17 protein-coding genes and 1 pseudogene are annotated in these 15,530 nt (G+C 72.1%); 8 read left to right on the top strand and 10 right to left on the bottom strand.

Annotation, left to right across the window (positions count from 1 at the left end; translation table 11 throughout):
* Position 1: 1 nt before the first annotated feature.
* Positions 2-472, bottom strand: a complete 471-nt coding sequence (locus tag FDM97_RS36380) for a hypothetical protein (protein WP_254705580.1) — start codon at positions 470-472, stop codon at positions 2-4.
* Here FDM97_RS36380 and FDM97_RS13900 point away from each other — a divergent pair.
* The gene (locus FDM97_RS13900) at positions 471-809 is read left to right on the top strand and encodes a thioredoxin family protein (RefSeq protein ID WP_137990722.1); all 339 of its coding nucleotides are present in this window, start codon (positions 471-473) and stop codon (positions 807-809) included. The two genes, FDM97_RS36380 and FDM97_RS13900, sit on opposite strands and share 2 nt — an antisense overlap.
* Positions 810-1,628: 819 nt before the next feature.
* Here FDM97_RS13900 and FDM97_RS13895 read toward each other — a convergent pair.
* The 6 genes and pseudogenes from FDM97_RS13895 to FDM97_RS13870 all read right to left on the bottom strand — a co-directional run bounded on the left by FDM97_RS13895 (position 1,629) and on the right by FDM97_RS13870 (position 6,136).
* Positions 1,629-2,804 carry a calcium-binding protein gene (locus FDM97_RS13895; RefSeq protein WP_137990721.1) on the bottom strand — a complete coding sequence of 392 codons (1,176 nt, stop codon included), beginning with the start codon at positions 2,802-2,804 and terminating at the stop codon, positions 1,629-1,631.
* Positions 2,805-3,149: 345 nt separating this feature from the next.
* Positions 3,150-3,513: pseudogene (locus FDM97_RS37085) on the bottom strand (ATP-binding protein); the annotation flags it as partial.
* A 109-nt stretch (positions 3,514-3,622) separates the two neighbouring features.
* Entirely contained in the window at positions 3,623-3,901 is a 279-nt protein-coding gene (locus tag FDM97_RS35775) for a hypothetical protein (RefSeq protein ID WP_175439114.1), read from the bottom strand.
* Positions 3,902-3,974: 73 nt separating this feature from the next.
* Positions 3,975-4,142 (bottom strand): hypothetical protein, encoded by a 168-nt coding sequence (locus FDM97_RS35770; RefSeq protein WP_175439113.1) that lies wholly within the window; start codon positions 4,140-4,142, stop codon positions 3,975-3,977.
* A 225-nt stretch (positions 4,143-4,367) separates the two neighbouring features.
* The gene (locus FDM97_RS13875; protein WP_137990718.1) at positions 4,368-4,796 is read right to left on the bottom strand and encodes an ATP-binding protein; all 429 of its coding nucleotides are present in this window, start codon (positions 4,794-4,796) and stop codon (positions 4,368-4,370) included.
* Between the two features lie 167 nt (positions 4,797-4,963).
* Complete coding sequence (locus FDM97_RS13870; RefSeq protein ID WP_137990717.1) at positions 4,964-6,136, bottom strand: 8-amino-7-oxononanoate synthase; 1,173 nt, start codon at positions 6,134-6,136, stop codon at positions 4,964-4,966.
* Between the two features lie 144 nt (positions 6,137-6,280).
* Here FDM97_RS13870 and bioB point away from each other — a divergent pair, with 144 nt between their 5' ends.
* From bioB to FDM97_RS13845, 5 genes are all read left to right on the top strand, one after another.
* Complete coding sequence (gene bioB / locus FDM97_RS13865; protein ID WP_137990716.1) at positions 6,281-7,573, top strand: biotin synthase BioB; 1,293 nt, start codon at positions 6,281-6,283, stop codon at positions 7,571-7,573.
* Positions 7,566-8,846 carry an adenosylmethionine--8-amino-7-oxononanoate transaminase gene (locus tag FDM97_RS13860; protein WP_137990715.1) on the top strand — a complete coding sequence of 427 codons (1,281 nt, stop codon included), beginning with the start codon at positions 7,566-7,568 and terminating at the stop codon, positions 8,844-8,846. The genes bioB and FDM97_RS13860 overlap by 8 nt, the downstream gene beginning before the upstream one ends.
* A gap of 367 nt (positions 8,847-9,213) precedes the next feature.
* A complete protein-coding gene (gene bioD, locus FDM97_RS13855) occupies positions 9,214-9,930 on the top strand; it encodes a dethiobiotin synthase (protein ID WP_137990714.1) in 717 nt (238 codons plus the stop codon).
* Between the two features lie 122 nt (positions 9,931-10,052).
* Positions 10,053-10,397 carry a VOC family protein gene (locus FDM97_RS13850; RefSeq protein ID WP_137990713.1) on the top strand — a complete coding sequence of 115 codons (345 nt, stop codon included), beginning with the start codon at positions 10,053-10,055 and terminating at the stop codon, positions 10,395-10,397.
* Positions 10,398-10,458: 61 nt separating this feature from the next.
* Positions 10,459-11,124, top strand: coding sequence for a class I SAM-dependent methyltransferase (locus tag FDM97_RS13845; protein ID WP_137990712.1), 666 nt, complete (start codon positions 10,459-10,461; stop codon positions 11,122-11,124).
* 4 nt (positions 11,125-11,128) lie between these two features.
* Here FDM97_RS13845 and FDM97_RS13840 read toward each other — a convergent pair whose 3' ends face one another.
* Positions 11,129-11,500, bottom strand: coding sequence for a fic family toxin-antitoxin system, toxin component (locus FDM97_RS13840; protein WP_137990711.1), 372 nt, complete (start codon positions 11,498-11,500; stop codon positions 11,129-11,131).
* Entirely contained in the window at positions 11,497-11,724 is a 228-nt protein-coding gene (locus FDM97_RS13835) for an antitoxin (protein ID WP_137990710.1), read from the bottom strand. Before FDM97_RS13835 ends, FDM97_RS13840 begins: the two co-directional genes overlap by 4 nt.
* Before the next feature lie 47 nt (positions 11,725-11,771).
* Here FDM97_RS13835 and FDM97_RS13830 point away from each other — a divergent pair, with 47 nt between their 5' ends.
* Positions 11,772-12,638 carry a TIGR03621 family F420-dependent LLM class oxidoreductase gene (locus FDM97_RS13830; protein ID WP_137990709.1) on the top strand — a complete coding sequence of 289 codons (867 nt, stop codon included), beginning with the start codon at positions 11,772-11,774 and terminating at the stop codon, positions 12,636-12,638.
* A gap of 29 nt (positions 12,639-12,667) precedes the next feature.
* Here FDM97_RS13830 and FDM97_RS13825 read toward each other — a convergent pair whose 3' ends face one another.
* Positions 12,668-13,078: a Fur family transcriptional regulator gene (locus FDM97_RS13825; protein WP_137990708.1), complete on the bottom strand. Its 411-nt coding sequence runs from the start codon at positions 13,076-13,078 to the stop codon at positions 12,668-12,670.
* Positions 13,079-13,310: 232 nt separating this feature from the next.
* On the opposite strand from FDM97_RS13825, the gene katG reads away from it, so the two are divergent.
* A complete protein-coding gene (katG, locus tag FDM97_RS13820; protein ID WP_137990707.1) occupies positions 13,311-15,530 on the top strand; it encodes a catalase/peroxidase HPI in 2,220 nt (739 codons plus the stop codon).

Below are 15,530 nucleotides of genomic sequence, written 5' to 3'. Positions count from 1 at the left end.
GTCATCGGCACACGACGCCTTCACGTGGCGGTACGCCGACGTCCTGCCCGCCGTCAGCCGCGAGGTGCTCGCCCTCATCCAGCGCATCGCGCCGCCGAAGCCCCAGCTCGACCCGGACGAGTGGCAGAACACCCTTCCCCGCGTGGAGAGTTCTGGCGACCCCGGTCTTGCGCCAGGGGCGGCGGACCATCAGCTCCAGTTCGCGGCGGCCCCGCTCCCGCCGTACGGCGGCCGCGGCGAGGGCCGGGGCCGCCTGCCGGGATGCGGCTGCCACACGGTGCGCGCCGAGCGCGCGGCGGTAGCCGGCCGACGCCGTCTCCCACGTCTTCACCGGCCCGACGGGCGCCGCCGCGGGCACCGGGGCGGCGTCGTGCCGCGAACACCCGCCAGGCGTCCAGCCACCGGCCCGGGTCGCAGCCGCGCGGGGGATGATGGAGAGGGAAAGACGGAACACGAGGTCAGGAGCTTCCATGGCGAAGCGGGTTCACCAACCCCGTGAGGATGCGGAGTTCGATTTCATCCTCAGGATGAGCGGAGTCCCGGTCCTCGCGTACTTCACGGGGACATGGCCCAAGGCAATCGAGCCCTGCCGGGCGATGGACCTCGTCGTGGGTGGCATCGCCGACGAGTACGCGGGCCGCCTGACGGCCGTCCGCACCGACATCACCCGCTGTCCGGCCGCAACCGAGCGATACGGGATCACCGGAGCCCCGTCCTACGTCCTGCTGAAGGAGGGAGAGGCGGTGGCGCACGGTACAGGGCCTATGACCACCGCCGAGGTCCGGGACTTCCTGGACGGCCACCTCTGAGTCACCACATGCTCCAAGGCGGGCGACGCCCTTCAGTCCTTCACGGCGCCGGCGAGGCCTCAGCAGCTGGGTGGGCTTGCCGTCTGTCGCAGCGAGGCGGAGTACCTCGCTGCCGCGCGTAGCCCTGCGCCGCAGGATCGCGCGTAGGGCTGGTGCATGGGCGGACTGCTGGGCGCCCCATACGTCATCGACCCGGTTCTCCGTGTGCGGGTGCTGCCGCCACAGCATCTGAAGCCCACCGGGCCCCGGAAACGACCGACAAGTGCCACCTCGCACCGGTCCTCGAAGGCGTCAGCGTGGCTCGACTCGCAGAACGCACGCGAGCGCTCGCGCCCGCGCCGGAACGGGCGGCGATCGATCCCGTCGCACCGGCCGGAGTTGTCATGCCCGAGCAGGGCCGGCCCGCACGCCGCCGCTCCCCCGGTGAGTCCCGGCCGAGGAGGAGTCGCGCGGCCGCTGGTGGGGCGGGCGGCGCTGACCTCTGGGAACGCGACAAATCAAGCTGCGTGAGACAAAGACAGCAGCCCTCTGCAGCACCCCACCGAATGCAAAGGCATGGCAAAGTCTCTCGGTCGGTGTCCGAATCGGCCGCGCGGCCCGACTTGGTCCAGGTGAAGGGAGTTCTCCCCGCACCGATCAGGAGGCCACCGTGCAGGACACCTCAGCGCTTTGGCCGATTGCCTGGCGGTCGGCATGAAGGGCCCAAGGCTCGCCACTGCACAGTTCATTCTCGACGCCGGTCGGCGGCCACCAGCCGTACTCCGTCTGTGACCTGACCGCTTTTCCCGAGCGAGGCACGTCACCCGCGGGCCGTGCCGGTCAGGAAAGGTACCGCTGGAGCCTCGCGCCGAAGACGGTGGCGGTCCGCAGACCCGCCTCGCAGGCGGTGAGGGTGTCGCGGCCGCCCTCGCCGTCGCAGTCGTCGGTACCGGGGCCGCCGTCGAGGCGGTCGTCGCGTGGACCGCCGCGGAGGAGGTCGTCACCCGCTTCGCCGTACAGGGCGTCGTCACCTCCCCGGTCGCCAGTGGTCCCTGTTGTGACGAAATCAGCGTTGAAGCCCGCATTGTCGCCGAACAGTCGGTCGTTCTCGTCGCCGCCGAAGATGACGTCGGCGGCGGCTGGCGCGGTCGCACCCTCCGGTACGGAGCTGTCGCCGATGAGTTCCTCGGGCAGGCCGCCGCCGGTGATCCGGTCGCGGCCGGCGCCCAGTGCGGTGCCGCCCTCGGGGTCGAAGATGTTGTGGTCCCCGATCGCGAGCGGGCCCCCGGCGCCCATGTCCAGGATGTCGTCACCGCCGCTCCCGCCCACGGGTCCGGGACCCTGGCTGTCGCCGATGAGGAAGTTGAAGCCGCCGCCGCCGAACAGCTGGTCGTCCCCCGCTCCGGTGACCGTCCCCGTGAAGGCGGTGGAGTCGCCCAGCAGGAAGTCGACGTCGTCGCCGCCGAACAGGCGGTCGTCGCCGCCGCCCGTCGCGTCGGCGCCCCGGCTGTCGCCGGTGAGGCGGTTGAAGCCGGGGCCGCCGTGGATCTCGTCCCGGCCGCCGCCCGTGGCACGGCCCGCGAAGGTGAGGCTGTCACCGATCAAGCGGTCGTCGCCGTCCCCGCCCGCCAGGTAGTCGTCTCCGCCGCCGACGACGTCGTCGGTCGGATGGAAGACGTCCCCGAACACCTCGTCGTTACCGGCGCCGGCGTCGATCCGGTCGTTGCCGAGGCCGCCGGTGACGATGTCGTCACCGCCGAGGGAGCAGATGAGATCGCCGGCCCCGAGCCCGTTGATGGTGTCGTTCCCCGGGGTTCCGACGATCACGTCACGCCGATTGGTTCCGTTGGTGACCACGCCCTCGTTCTGGACGACGATGGTGGCGGTCCGCCCGAAGCAGGTCGGGGTCCGGGCGGCGGCGCTCGCCGCGGACGGGCCGGTGGTCAGCGCGGCGGCGAGCGCGCAGACGGCTGCGATGGGGGCGATCCGCCCCCGCCCTCGTGGGTGCGTCACCATGGGAAGGACTCCCGTCCGGTCGTGGTCTGGGTCTCAGAGGACCACTAGCCGCTGGTGAGGGTAGGGGAACCGGATTCCACGCCGCTTCATCCGCTCAGCGCACGATCGGACCGCACCACGGGCGGCCACGTGGCGCTACGGCAGCAGGATCAGCTTGCCGCGCACATCGCCCGCTTCGCTGAGTTCCTAGGCCCTCGGTGCCTCCTTCAGTGGCAGGGTCTCCGCGAGGCGGACGGAGAGGCTGCCCGCGGCCGCCAGGCGGGCGTGGGTGGTGAGCCAGGTGCGGACGGTCTCCGGAGGCGTGCCGCCGCCGCGAGCTCCCGGCCGCCGCCCGTGGCACGTTGAGCCGGCCATCGCGACCTCGGTGCCCAGAGCGATCAGCGGGTGGGACGTGCCGGTGCCGGAGTCCCCGATGAGGCAGAGGGGCAGGCCCGTCTTGATCCATTCGCACGTGGCGAGGGTACGGATCATGGCTGGGTCGAGGTCGAGGTCGGGGTTGGCGTCGACGTCGCACGTGCGGAGCGATGTGTCGCGGGGGAACCCGGCGGCCTCGACGCGGCGTTCGGAACGGCGGCGCGCCCGGTCGTCGCACTCGGCGAGGAGGACATCTGCTCACGGCCGGCTGTCTCGGCGAGCTCGGGAACTGGGACCGGATGGTGAGCTGATCGACGGCGGTGGTGGCGGCCCACCTGGCGGACAGCCACGGGATCGTGCGCGTCAAGAACCTCCCCGGTCCGGCCGGTCGGCGCGTACGACAGTTCAGCGCCGGGCGCGAGCCCTCGGCCCGCCCGCGCCCCGGTCGTCGTGCGACCGTCTCCTCAGCACTCGCCCCGCCAGACGACCCGCGTGATGTACGCCCCCGGGAAATCGGCCGTCAACTTGTACGCGCCCGGGCCGGGGTTGTACTGCAGACAGACCACACTCGTACTCGCCCCCTCCGTCGCGCCGTCCCCGGGGTAGCCCAGCCCCCTGACGCTCGCTGTGAGGTACGGGCCGGACCGGATGCGGACTCCGGGCTCCGGGCTCCGGGCTCCGGGCTCCGGGCTCCGGGCTCCGGGCTCCTTGAAGTCGCTGCCCCAGTCGGCGGGCGCCGTCACGGCCGCCGGAGCCCCGGTTCCCGCGACGGCCGCACCTCCTCGACCGACCAGGCCGATGAGGGCATCAACTGCTTCACCTGGCGAACGGATTGCCGTGCCCGGGAAGCTGCCCGCCCGGCGGCTCGTACCGCAGCCGGCCGGTCCGGTCGGTCACCGGCGTGAACCCGGCGGCCTCCAGTTGGGCGGTGTACTTGACGGCGTAGCGTCGGTTGACTGCGAACCCGACGGGCGCCAAGGCCATTCTACGAGTGCCTCGAAGCTGCCGCCGGCAAGAAGGCATTCCCACTCGACCACCGCCTCCTCGGGATCGACGTTGCCGAAGGAGAGCGACTCGAGTGCCCGCCCTGGTCCGGTGTGGCGGGTCAGAGCCGCTGACGTGTCGTCCGGCGCCACGAAGAATGTGGCGATGCTGCTCACCCGGGAATCATCCCCTGACTGCCCACACCCATGATCGCCCGGACAAGTCCTAGTTGGGGGACGCCGTCCAGGGCAGGTTGATCCAGACCGTCTTGCCTCCCTCGTCGGTCGGGGTGACCGAGAGCCGTCCCCCCGCCTCGGCGGTCAGGAAGCGGATGATGACCATCCCCCGGCCGTTGTCCTGCTGCACCGCCGCCGGCAGTCGCTTCGGCCAGCGTGGATGGCTGTCGGTGACACCGATGTGCAGCTGCTCCTCGCGCTCCAGACGGACGTCGACGGTGAAGGTGGGCGACTGTCCGAGGGTGTGCTGGACGGCGTTGGTGGCGAGTTCCGACACGATCAGTCGGACCGCGTCGGCGGTGTCGCTGCCGCCCGCGAGACCCCAGCCGGTGAGGACGTCGGCGACATACCTCCGGGCGGCGGACACCGAGGCGGGATCGCTCGGCAGAGTGACGGTTGCTTCCTGGTGGTCTGCCATGGCGACGCTGTCCCTTTCCCACCGGGGCCCGGCCCCGGTCTGCACTGCGTCAGACTGCCACCGATCGTGCCGCCCTGGGTGGCGATCCACCAAGATATGTGCATATTTGTCGCTCGAAGCGGTGAACTCTGCGACGAGAAAGCGTATTTGGGCCGCCGTCAGCGGACTTACGGTGCGGAGTCGCCCGGACCGGGATCGGGAGCCGGCGCGGTCCGTACGATCGTGGCCACCGCCCGCTCGATCTGTGCGTCCGTCAGATCCGCGCGGGCCGTCAGGCGCAGTCGCGAAATGCCGTCCGGGACCGACGGGGGCCGGAAGCAGCCGACGGCGAGCCCCTGTTCGCGGCAGTCCGCCGCCCACCGCAGCGCCGCCTCGGGTGAGGGGGCGCGCACCGAGACGACGGCCGCGTCCGGTCGTACGGCGGTCAGGCCGGCCTCGGTGAGCATCCGGTGCAGCATCGTGGCGACGGTCTGCGCGCGCTCCGCGAGAGCGGGCTCGCCGTGGAGGAGCCGCAGGCTCGCGAGGGCGGCGCCCGTGGCGGCCGGGGCGAGTCCGGTGTCGAAGATGAACGTGCGGGCCGCGTTGACCAAGTGCTCGATCACCCGGGCGGGGCCGAGGACGGCTCCGCCCTGGCTGCCCAGCGACTTGGAGAGGGTGAGGGTGGCGACCACGTCCCCGTCGCCCGCGAGGCCGGCCGCGTGCAGGGCGCCCCGGCCGCCGTCGCCGAGCACGCCAAGACCGTGGGCGTCGTCCACGACGAGCGCGGCGCCATGGGCCCGGCAGGCCTCGGCCAGCTCGGGCAGTGGGGCCCGGTCGCCGTCCACCGAGAAGACGGAGTCGCTGACGACGAGGGCGCGGCGGCCCTCGTGGGCCCGCAGGGTCTTGCGTACCGCCTCGGGATCGGCGTGCGGGACCACGGCCGTCTCGGCGCGCGAGAGCCGGCAGCCGTCCACGATCGACGCGTGGTTGCCTGCGTCCGAGACGATCAGCGAGTCGCGGCTGCTCAGCGCGGTGAGGGCGGCGAGGTTGGCGGTGTAGCCGGAGGAGAAGACGAGGGCCGCCTCGAAGCCGCAGAACGCGGCGAGCTCGCGCTCCAGGCGGGCGTGCAGCCGAGTGGTGCCGGTGACGAGGCGCGATCCGGTGGCACCCGCGCCCCAGCGGCGTGCGGCATCGGCGGCCGCCTCGGTGATCTCCGGCCGGCGCGTGAGGCCGAGGTAGTCGTTGCTCGCCAGGTCGAGCAGCTCCGACTCGGCGGCGCGGGGCCTGAGCGTACGGACGAGCCCGGCCTCCGTACGGCGGCGTGCCTCGGCGTCGGTCCAGTCGAACGCGTCCCGGTTCATGGGGCAGATCCTTTTGTAGGCAGCGCACAGACCCTAACCGTCCGTGGCCGAGGTCAGGGTGTGGCCATGCACACACCTCAAACGGGCTCGTTTGTTCAGTTCCTCCTTGGCCGCGGGGCGTGCCGTAGGCCAGGATCAGCCCTTATGGACCTGCTGAACACGCTGGTGGACAAGGGGCTGCGGCGCGAGCTGCCGAGCCGCGAAGAAGCGCTCGCCGTGCTGGCGACCTCCGACGACGAACTGCTCGATGTGGTGGCCGCGGCCGGCAAGGTGCGCCGCCAGTGGTTCGGACGGCGGGTGAAGCTCAATTATCTGGTGAATCTGAAGTCCGGGCTCTGCCCCGAGGACTGCTCGTACTGTTCGCAGCGGCTCGGCTCCACGGCCGGGATCCTGAAGTACACCTGGCTGAAGCCGGACGAGGCGTCGCAGGCGGCCGCCGCCGGTGTGGCGGGCGGCGCGAAGCGGGTCTGCCTGGTGGCGAGCGGCCGCGGCCCGACGGACCGGGACGTGGAGCGGGTCGGCAAGACCATCGAGGCGATCAAGGAGCAGAACGAGGGCGTCGAGGTGTGCGCGTGCCTCGGTCTGCTCTCGGACGGCCAGGCCGAGCGGCTGCGCGAGGCGGGCGCCGACGCCTACAACCACAACCTGAACACGTCCGAGGGGACGTACGGGGAGATCACCACCACCCACACCTACGCGGACCGGGTGGACACGGTACAAAAGGCGCACGCCGCCGGTCTGTCGGCGTGCTCGGGCCTGATCGCGGGCATGGGCGAGAGCGACGAGGACCTGGTCGACGTCGTGTTCGCGCTGCGGGAGCTGGACTCCGACTCGGTGCCGGTCAACTTCCTCATCCCCTTCGAGGGCACTCCGCTCGCGAAGGAGTGGAACCTCACCCCGCAGCGCTGCCTGCGGATCCTGGCCATGGTCCGGTTCGTCTGTCCGGACGTCGAGGTCCGCATCGCGGGCGGCCGTGAGGTGCACCTGCGCTCGATGCAGCCGCTGGCGCTGAACATCGCGAACTCGATCTTCCTGGGCGACTACCTGACCAGTGAGGGCCAGGCCGGCAAGGCCGACCTGGACATGATCGCGGACGCCGGCTTCGAGGTGGAGGGCACGGGTACGACGACGCTGCCCGAGCACCGGGCGGACGCGCTCGCCGCGGCGGCGGGCGGTGGCTGCGGCTCGCACGCCTCCGAGGGCGGGACGGGGGCCGGCTGCGGCTCGCACACCGCCGAGGCCGGGGCGGGGACCGGCTGTGGCTCGCACGCGGAGGCGGGCGGCGGCTGCGGTCCGTGCGGCGGTACGGCCCCGGCGGCGCAGGCCCCCGAGGCCCCGACCGCCGAGGCCCCGGCCGCCGAGGTGCCGAACGCGCGCACCGACCTGGTGGCCGTACGCCGCCGCGGCGCCGGCACGGACCTCGCGCCGAATGCGTAACAGCGACCTGCTGGCCCTGGACCGGGCGCACGTCTGGCATCCGTACGGCCCCATGCCGGGGCGTACGGACCCCCTCGTCGTCGCGTCCGCGTCCGGGGTACGGCTCAGGCTCGCCGAACCCGTCCACGGTCAGGCCGAGTTGATCGACGGCATGTCCTCGTGGTGGTCCGCGATCCACGGCTACAACCACCCGGTGCTCAACGAGGCCGCCCGCGGGCAGCTGGACCGGATGAGCCACGTCATGTTCGGCGGGCTGACCCACGAGCCGGCCGTCCGGCTCGCCGCCCGCCTCGTCGAGATCACGCCCGAACCGCTCCAGCACGTCTTCCTCAGTGACTCCGGCTCGGTCGCGGTCGAGGTCGCGGCCAAGATGTGCCTGCAGTTCTGGCGCTCGGTGGGCCGGCCCGAGAAGCAGCGGCTGCTCACCTGGCGCGGCGGCTACCACGGCGACACCTGGCAGCCGATGTCCGTGTGCGACCCCCAGGGCGGGATGCACGAGCTGTGGTCGGGCGTGCTGCAGCGCCAGATCTTCGTGGGCGCGCCGCCGGTCTCGTACGAGGAGTCGTACGCCGAGCTGCTGCGCGAGGAGATCGGGCGGCACGCGGACGAGCTGGCCGCGGTGATCGTGGAGCCGGTGGTGCAGGGCGCGGGCGGGATGCGGTTCCACTCGCCCGAGTATCTGCGCGTGCTGCGCGAGGCGTGCGACGAGCACGGCGTGCTGCTGATCTTCGACGAGATCGCGACGGGGTTCGGCCGTACGGGCGCGCTGTTCGCGGCCGGGCTCGCGGGCGTCTCGCCCGATGTGATGTGCGTGGGCAAGGCGCTGACCGGCGGCTATCTTTCGATGGCGGCGACGCTCTGTACGACGCGGGTGGCCGAGGGGATCTCGCGCGGCGAGGTACCGGTGCTCGCCCACGGTCCGACCTTCATGGGCAATCCGCTGGCCTCGGCGGTGGCGTGCGCCTCGATCGATCTGCTGCTGTCCCAGGACTGGGCGGTGGAGGTCAAGCGGATCGAGGCGGGGCTGCGCGAGGGGCTCGCCTCGGTCGCCTCGGTGGAGGGCGTCCTGGACGTGCGCGTGCTCGGCGCCATCGGGGTGGTCCAGCTCGACCACGAGGTCGACATGGCCGCGGCGACGGAGGCCGCGGTCCGGGCGGGCGTGTGGCTGCGCCCGTTCCGCGACCTGATCTACACCATGCCGCCGTACGTGACCGGCGACGAGGATCTGGCCCGCATCTGCGCCGCGGTACGCGCGGCCGCGGCGGCGGGCTGACCGGGAGGCCGGCACCCCACAGCGGGCCGGAGGCAGGTGACCGGACCGCAGCGGCCGGAGGCAGGTGACCGGACCGCAGGGGCCGGAGGCAGGTGGCCGGACCGCGAGGGCCGGAGGCAGGTGGCCGGACCGCGAGGGCCGGAGCCCGTGGCCGGACCGCGAGGGCCGGATCATCGCCGGGGCTCCGACCCGGACCGATGGGCCGGAGGCCGGAGGCCGGACGGCAGCGCCCGGAACCGGGCCGCCGGGCCCGGGGGTCTGACGCAATGCCGACGGCCGGCCACGGCCAGAGGCCGTACGGTCCCCCGGCCCCGGTGGACAGACTCGCCCGCGTCGACGTGGGCACGCAGAGAGGACTCGGCACACCATGACCGTCATCGTCGTCAGCGGTACGGGGACGGAGATCGGCAAGACGATCGTGACCGCCGCCGTGGCCGCCGTCGCCACGGCCCAGGGGCGGTCGGTCGCCGTGCTCAAGCCCGCGCAGACCGGTCTCCGCCCGGACGAGCGTGGGGACGCGGACGAGGTCGTACGGCTCTCCGGGGCTCGAGCTTCGGCCGAACTGGGGCGTTTCCCCGAGCCGTTGGCGCCCGCCACGGCCGCCCGGCGGGCCGGCATGGCGCCCGTGGGGCCGCGGGAGGTCGCCGAGGCGGCCGGAAAGCTGGCCGCGGAGCACGATCTGGTCCTGGTGGAGGGCGCCGGCGGGCTGCTTGTCCGGTTCGACGAGGACGGCGGCACCCTCGCCGACGTGGCCCGCCTGCTCGGCGCGCCGGTCCTCGTGGTGGCACCGGCCGGGCTCGGCACGCTGAACGCGACCGCGCTCACGGCCGAGGCCCTCGCGGCGCGGGGCATCGAGCAGCTCGGTGTGGTGGTCGGCAGCTGGCCGGCCGCGCCGGATCTGGCCGCGCGCTGCAATCTGGCCGATCTGCCGGAGGCGGCCGGAGCGCCGCTGCTGGGAGCCGTACCGGAGGGCGTGGGCGCGCTGGACCCGGCGGAGTTCCGTGCGGGCGCGGCCGCGTGGCTGGCTCCGGCGCTCGGCGGCGTCTGGGACGCGGAGCGTTTCGCCGCGAGCGCCCGGCCCTGATCCGTACGCCGGACATCCGTACGCCTGGCGATACGTCCGCCGGAGATCCGTACGCCGGACATCCGCACGCAGGCGATCCGTACGCAGGCGATCCGTACGCTGGCGATCCGTACGCTGGACGTATGCGCGCACACGTTCAGGAGATCGTCTTCGACTGCGCCGATCCGGCCGGTCTGGTGCGGTTCTGGGCCGAGCTCCTCGGCGGGGACCCGGTCAACCGGAGCCCCGACTGGTCGTACGTCGAACCGCCCGGGTTCGTCCGGATCGCCTTTCAGCAGGTGCCCGAGGGCAAGGCCGTGAAGAACCGGGTCCATCTGGACCTGGAGGTGCCCGAGGTGAGCGCGGCGGCCGACGAGGCGATCCCCCTCGGGGCGGCGCGCGTCGGCGGGGTCGTCACGGACGAACAGGGGTCCTTCCAGGTGATGCGTGACCCCGAGGGCAACGAGTTCTGCTTCGTGACGGGCTGAACGGTGCGGTACGGGGCAGAATCACCCCGTCCGCGCCTCAGAACGTCGGAGGAGGTACGCGATGTCACCGCGTTCCACCCGGGTCCCCCGGGACGCCGTCCACCATCCCCTCTTCGCCCGTTTCTACGCGCGGTTCAGCGTCTCCGCCGATACGAAGGGCGGGATCGGCGCCCTGCGCACGGAGCTGCTGACCGGTGTGACCGGCCGCGTCATCGAGATCGGCGCCGGGAACGGGCTGAACTTCGCCCACTACCCCGGGTCCGTCTCCGAGGTCGTCGCCATCGAACCGGAGCGCCATCTGCGGAAGTTGGCGGCCGACGCCGCCCTGCGCGCCGACGTGCCGGTGGATGTGGTGCCGGGCGCGGCGGAGGCGCTGCCGGTGAAGAGCGAGGCCTTCGACACGGCGGTGGCCTCCCTGGTGCTGTGCACGGTACGGGATGTCCCGCGGGCGCTCGCCGAGCTGCACCGGGTGCTGCGCCCGGGCGGCGAACTCCGCTTCTTCGAGCACGGGTTGGCGCCCTCGCGCGGTATGGCCCGGACCCAACGGGCCCTCGACCGCACCGTCTGGCCGCTGCTGTTCGGCGGTTGCCACACCGCGCGCGATCCGGTGGCGTCGATCGAGGCGGCGGGGTTCGAGTCGATCACGTACCGCAGCTTCGTCGTCCCGGAGGAGGGGCCCCGACTTCCGTCCTCCTACTGCGTGTTGGGCACGGCCCGGCGGACGTAGAAGCTCATCGGCTCCACTGGCGCAGTTCGTCGGCGATGGCGCGGACGTCCGCCTCGCCGTCCTTGACCAGGCGGGCCAGGTCCCGGACCTGTTCGGGCGAGGTGACGACCTTGAGTCCGCTGGCGACGAGGTAGCCGTAGGCGACGGCGGAGGCGAACATCGCGTTGGAGTGCTCCAAGGCCGGGATGTGCAGGAGGAGTTGGAGCAGGGAGGCGGCGCGGGCGTGCGGGTCGCTGTAGACGGGGACGCCGAAGATCTCGGCGTCGTGCCTGCCGACCGCGGCGACGAGCGCGCCCCAGTCGGTGACCTGGGGGTCGCCGGGCGTCTGGTGTTCGGCCACCATGAGCAGCCAGGAGAGGTCGACCGTGAGACTCATGCGGAACGGTCGCGCTCCGTGCCGAACTCCTCGGCGAACACCGCCTCGTACTGCTTCATGAAGTCGGCGGCCGCCTCGACGAAGGCACGACCCGATTCCCCGGCGTCCTGCTGGACGAGCTCCTCGATGTAGCGGTTGACGCTCACTCCGCGCTGTTGCGCCCGCCGGCGCGCGGTGTCGGCGGTAGTTTCGTCCACGCGTACGTTCAGCTGGGTCTTGGCCACACGACCACGCTAGCGCCGCCGCGCTAGCACCGACAAGGGGAGCCGCCATGGCATTACCGTTCCGCTTCGCCGTGAACATGCTCAGGGCGCCGGAGTCCCGCGCGGAGTGGCGCGGGCGCTGCCGCCGTGCAGAGGAGCTGGGCTTCGACCTGATCCTGGTCCCGGACCATCTGGGGATGCCGGCGCCGTTCCCGTCCCTGGTGGCCGCGGCCGAGGCCACCACCCGGCCGCGCGTCGGGACCTTCGTCCTCAACGCGGGGTTCTGGAACCCGGCCCTGCTGGCCCGCGAGGTCATGACGACGGACGCCCTCACCGGGGGCCGTCTGGAACTGGGGCTCGGGGCGGGCTATGTGCGCGAGGAGCACGAGCGGGCGGGGATCGACTTCCCGCCGCCGGGCGCCCGGGTCGGCCATCTGACCCGTACGGTCGAGGAGGTGTACCGGATCCTCCATGAGGCGAAGGCGCCTCGCCCGCCGCTGCTGGTCGGCGGCAACGGCGACCGCGTGCTGCGGCTCGCCGCACGGCACGCCGATGTCATGGCGTTCGCCGGAGGGCGCACCGAGGGCGGCCGGGTGGAGGTCCTCTCCCCCGAGGAGATGGACGAGCGGGTGGCCACGTACCGCCGTTTCGAGAAGGAGGCGGGGCGCGCGGCGCCCGCCGAACTGAACCTGCTGCTCCAGCGGGTCGTCGTGACCGACGACCGCGAGGCGGCGGTGGCGGACTTCCTGCCGTACGTCTCGCATCTGAGCCATGAGCAGGTCATGGAGCTGCCGCTGCTCGCGGTCGGCAGCGTGCGGGAGATCGCCGGCCGGCTGCGCGAGCAGCGTGCGCGGTACGGATTCTCGTATCTGACGGTCCTGGACGACTCCATGGAGGCGTTCGGGCCGGTGATCGAGAAGCTGCGCACTGGCTGAGGTCGCGGGGGGGGCGTGCTCGCCGTCGTTCAGGCGCAGGACGGGCACAGGCCGCGGTAGGTGACCTCGACCTCGGACACCGTGAAGCCGAACCGCCCCTCCGCCGGGAGGTCGGCCAGCGGGCTCCCGGTCGGCCGGACGTCGCGGATGGTGCCGCACGCGGAGCACACCAGGTGGTGATGCGGGTGGTGCGCGTTGGGGTCGTAGCGCTTGGCGCGGCCTCCCGTGGTGACCTCGACGACCTCTCCGAGGGAGACCAGCTCGCCCAGGGTGTTGTAGACGGTCGCCCGGGAGATCTCGGGCAGCCGCCGCGCCGCCAGAGCGTGCACCTCGTCGGCGGTGAGGTGGACGTGCTCGCCGTCGAGGACCTCCGCGACGACGCGCCGCTGGGAGGTCATCCGCCAGCCACGCGCGCGCAGCCGCTCCACCAGGTCACTCATATCGGTTCACCTATTCAGCTTCGGCTTCGGCGGGACACGCGAAGTTCACCAGTGGGCGCGCGGGTTTCCGATGGGTATGGGTTTGACGTTCTTCTTGACTTGGACTCTGTCCATTGTAGGATCGCTTCCGGCAATAGCCAAGGGACAACATGACTCCGGTACGGGCGGCGCGGCCCCCTGCCGGGGCCGCCCCGGCTGAGCTCCGCGATCCGCCCCGTCCGGAAGGATTCCCATGTCCGAGAACCACGACGCAATCGTCACCGACGCGAAAGCCGAGGGAACGGGTGGCTGCCCGGTCGCGCACGGCCGTGCCGCGCACCCGACCCAGGGCGGGGGAAACCGCCAGTGGTGGCCGGAGCGGCTCAATCTGAAGATCCTTGCCAAGAACCCCGCCGTGGCCAACCCCCTCGGCGAGGAGTTCGACTACGCCGAGGCGTTCAACGCCCTCGACCTCGCGGCCGTGAAGCGGGACATCGCCGAGGTGCTCACCACCTCGCAGGACTGGTGGCCGGCCGACTTCGGCAACTACGGCCCGCTCATGATCCGTATGGCCTGGCACAGCGCCGGCACGTACCGCATCAGCGACGGCCGCGGCGGCGCCGGCGCCGGCCAGCAGCGCTTCGCGCCGCTCAACAGCTGGCCGGACAACGGCAACCTCGACAAGGCCCGCCGCCTGCTGTGGCCGGTCAAGCAGAAGTACGGCCAGTCCATCTCCTGGGCCGACCTCATGATCCTCACCGGCAACGTCGCCCTGGAGACGATGGGCTTCAAGACCTTCGGCTTCGCCGGCGGGCGCGCCGATGTGTGGGAGCCCGACGAGGACGTGTACTGGGGCCCCGAGACCACCTGGCTCGGCGACGAGCGCTACACCGGTGACCGCGAGCTGGAGAACCCGCTCGGCGCGGTCCAGATGGGCCTCATCTACGTCAACCCCGAGGGCCCCAACGGCAACCCGGACCCGATCGCCGCGGCCCGCGACATCCGCGAGACGTTCCGCCGCATGGCGATGAACGACGAGGAGACCGTCGCCCTCATCGCCGGTGGCCACACCTTCGGCAAGGCCCACGGCGCCGGCCCGGCGGAGAACGTCGGCGCCGACCCCGAGGCCGCCCCGATCGAGGCACAGGGCCTGGGCTGGGCCAACGCGTACGGCACCGGCAAGGGCGCGGACGCCATCACGTCCGGCCTGGAGGTCACCTGGACCACCACGCCCGCGCAGTGGGGCCACGACTTCTTCAAGCACCTCTTCGAGTACGAGTACGAGCTCTTCCAGAGCCCGGCCGGTGCCAACCAGTGGATCGCCAAGGACGCCGAGGCGATCATCCCGGACGCGCACGACGCGTCGAAGAAGCACAAGCCGACGATGCTCACCACGGACCTGTCGCTGCGCTTCGACCCGGTCTACGAGCAGATCTCGCGCCGCTTCTACGAGAACCCCGACCAGTTCGCGGACGCCTTCGCCCGCGCCTGGTACAAGCTGACGCACCGTGACATGGGCCCGATCGTGCGCTACCTCGGCCCGGAGGTCCCCTCCGAGGTTCTCCTGTGGCAGGATCCGCTGCCGGCGCGCGAGGGCGAACTGATCGACGCCGCCGACATCGCCTCCCTCAAGGAGCGGATCCTCGGCTCGGACCTCACGGTCGCGCAGCTGGTGTCCGCGGCCTGGGCCGCGGCCTCCTCCTTCCGCGGCAGCGACAAGCGCGGTGGCGCGAACGGCGGCCGCATCCGCCTGGAACCGCAGCGCAACTGGGAGGTCAACAACCCGGACGACCTGGCGCAGGTGCTGCGTACCCTCGAGGGCATCCAGGAGTCGTTCAACTCCGCGGGCGACAAGAAGGTCTCGATGGCCGACCTGGTCGTGCTCGCCGGCTCCGCGGCCGTCGAGCAGGCGGCCAAGGACGGCGGCCACGCCATCGAGGTGCCGTTCACGCCGGGCCGTGTCGATGCCGCGCAGGAGCAGACGGACGTCGAGTCGTTCGCCGCGCTCGAGCCGGCCTCCGACGGCTTCCGCAACTACGTCGGCAAGGGCAACCGCCTGCCGGCCGAGTACCTGCTGCTCGACAAGGCGAACCTGCTGACCCTCAGCGCGCCCGAGATGACCGTCCTCGTCGGTGGTCTGCGCGTCCTCGGCGCCAACCACGCCCAGTCGAAGCACGGCGTCCTCACGGCCACGCCGGGCACGCTGTCGAACGACTTCTTCGTCAACCTGCTCGACCTGGGCACGACGTGGAAGGCGACGTCCTCCGCGCAGGACGAGTTCGAGGGCCGCGACGCGGCCACCGGCGAGATCCGGTGGACCGGCACCCGCGCCGACCTCGTCTTCGGCTCGAACTCGGAGCTGCGCGCGCTCGCGGAGGTCTACGCGAGCGACGACGCGAAGGAGAAGTTCGTGCGGGACTTCGTCGCCGCGTGGGACAAGGTCATGAACCTCGACCGGTTCGACCTGGTCTGA

The organism is Streptomyces vilmorinianum (genome assembly GCF_005517195.1).
Taxonomy (GTDB): Bacteria; Actinomycetota; Actinomycetes; order Streptomycetales; family Streptomycetaceae; genus Streptomyces; species Streptomyces vilmorinianum.
Note: the sequence above shows the minus strand (reverse complement) of the source record. Positions and strands in the feature narration are given on the sequence as shown.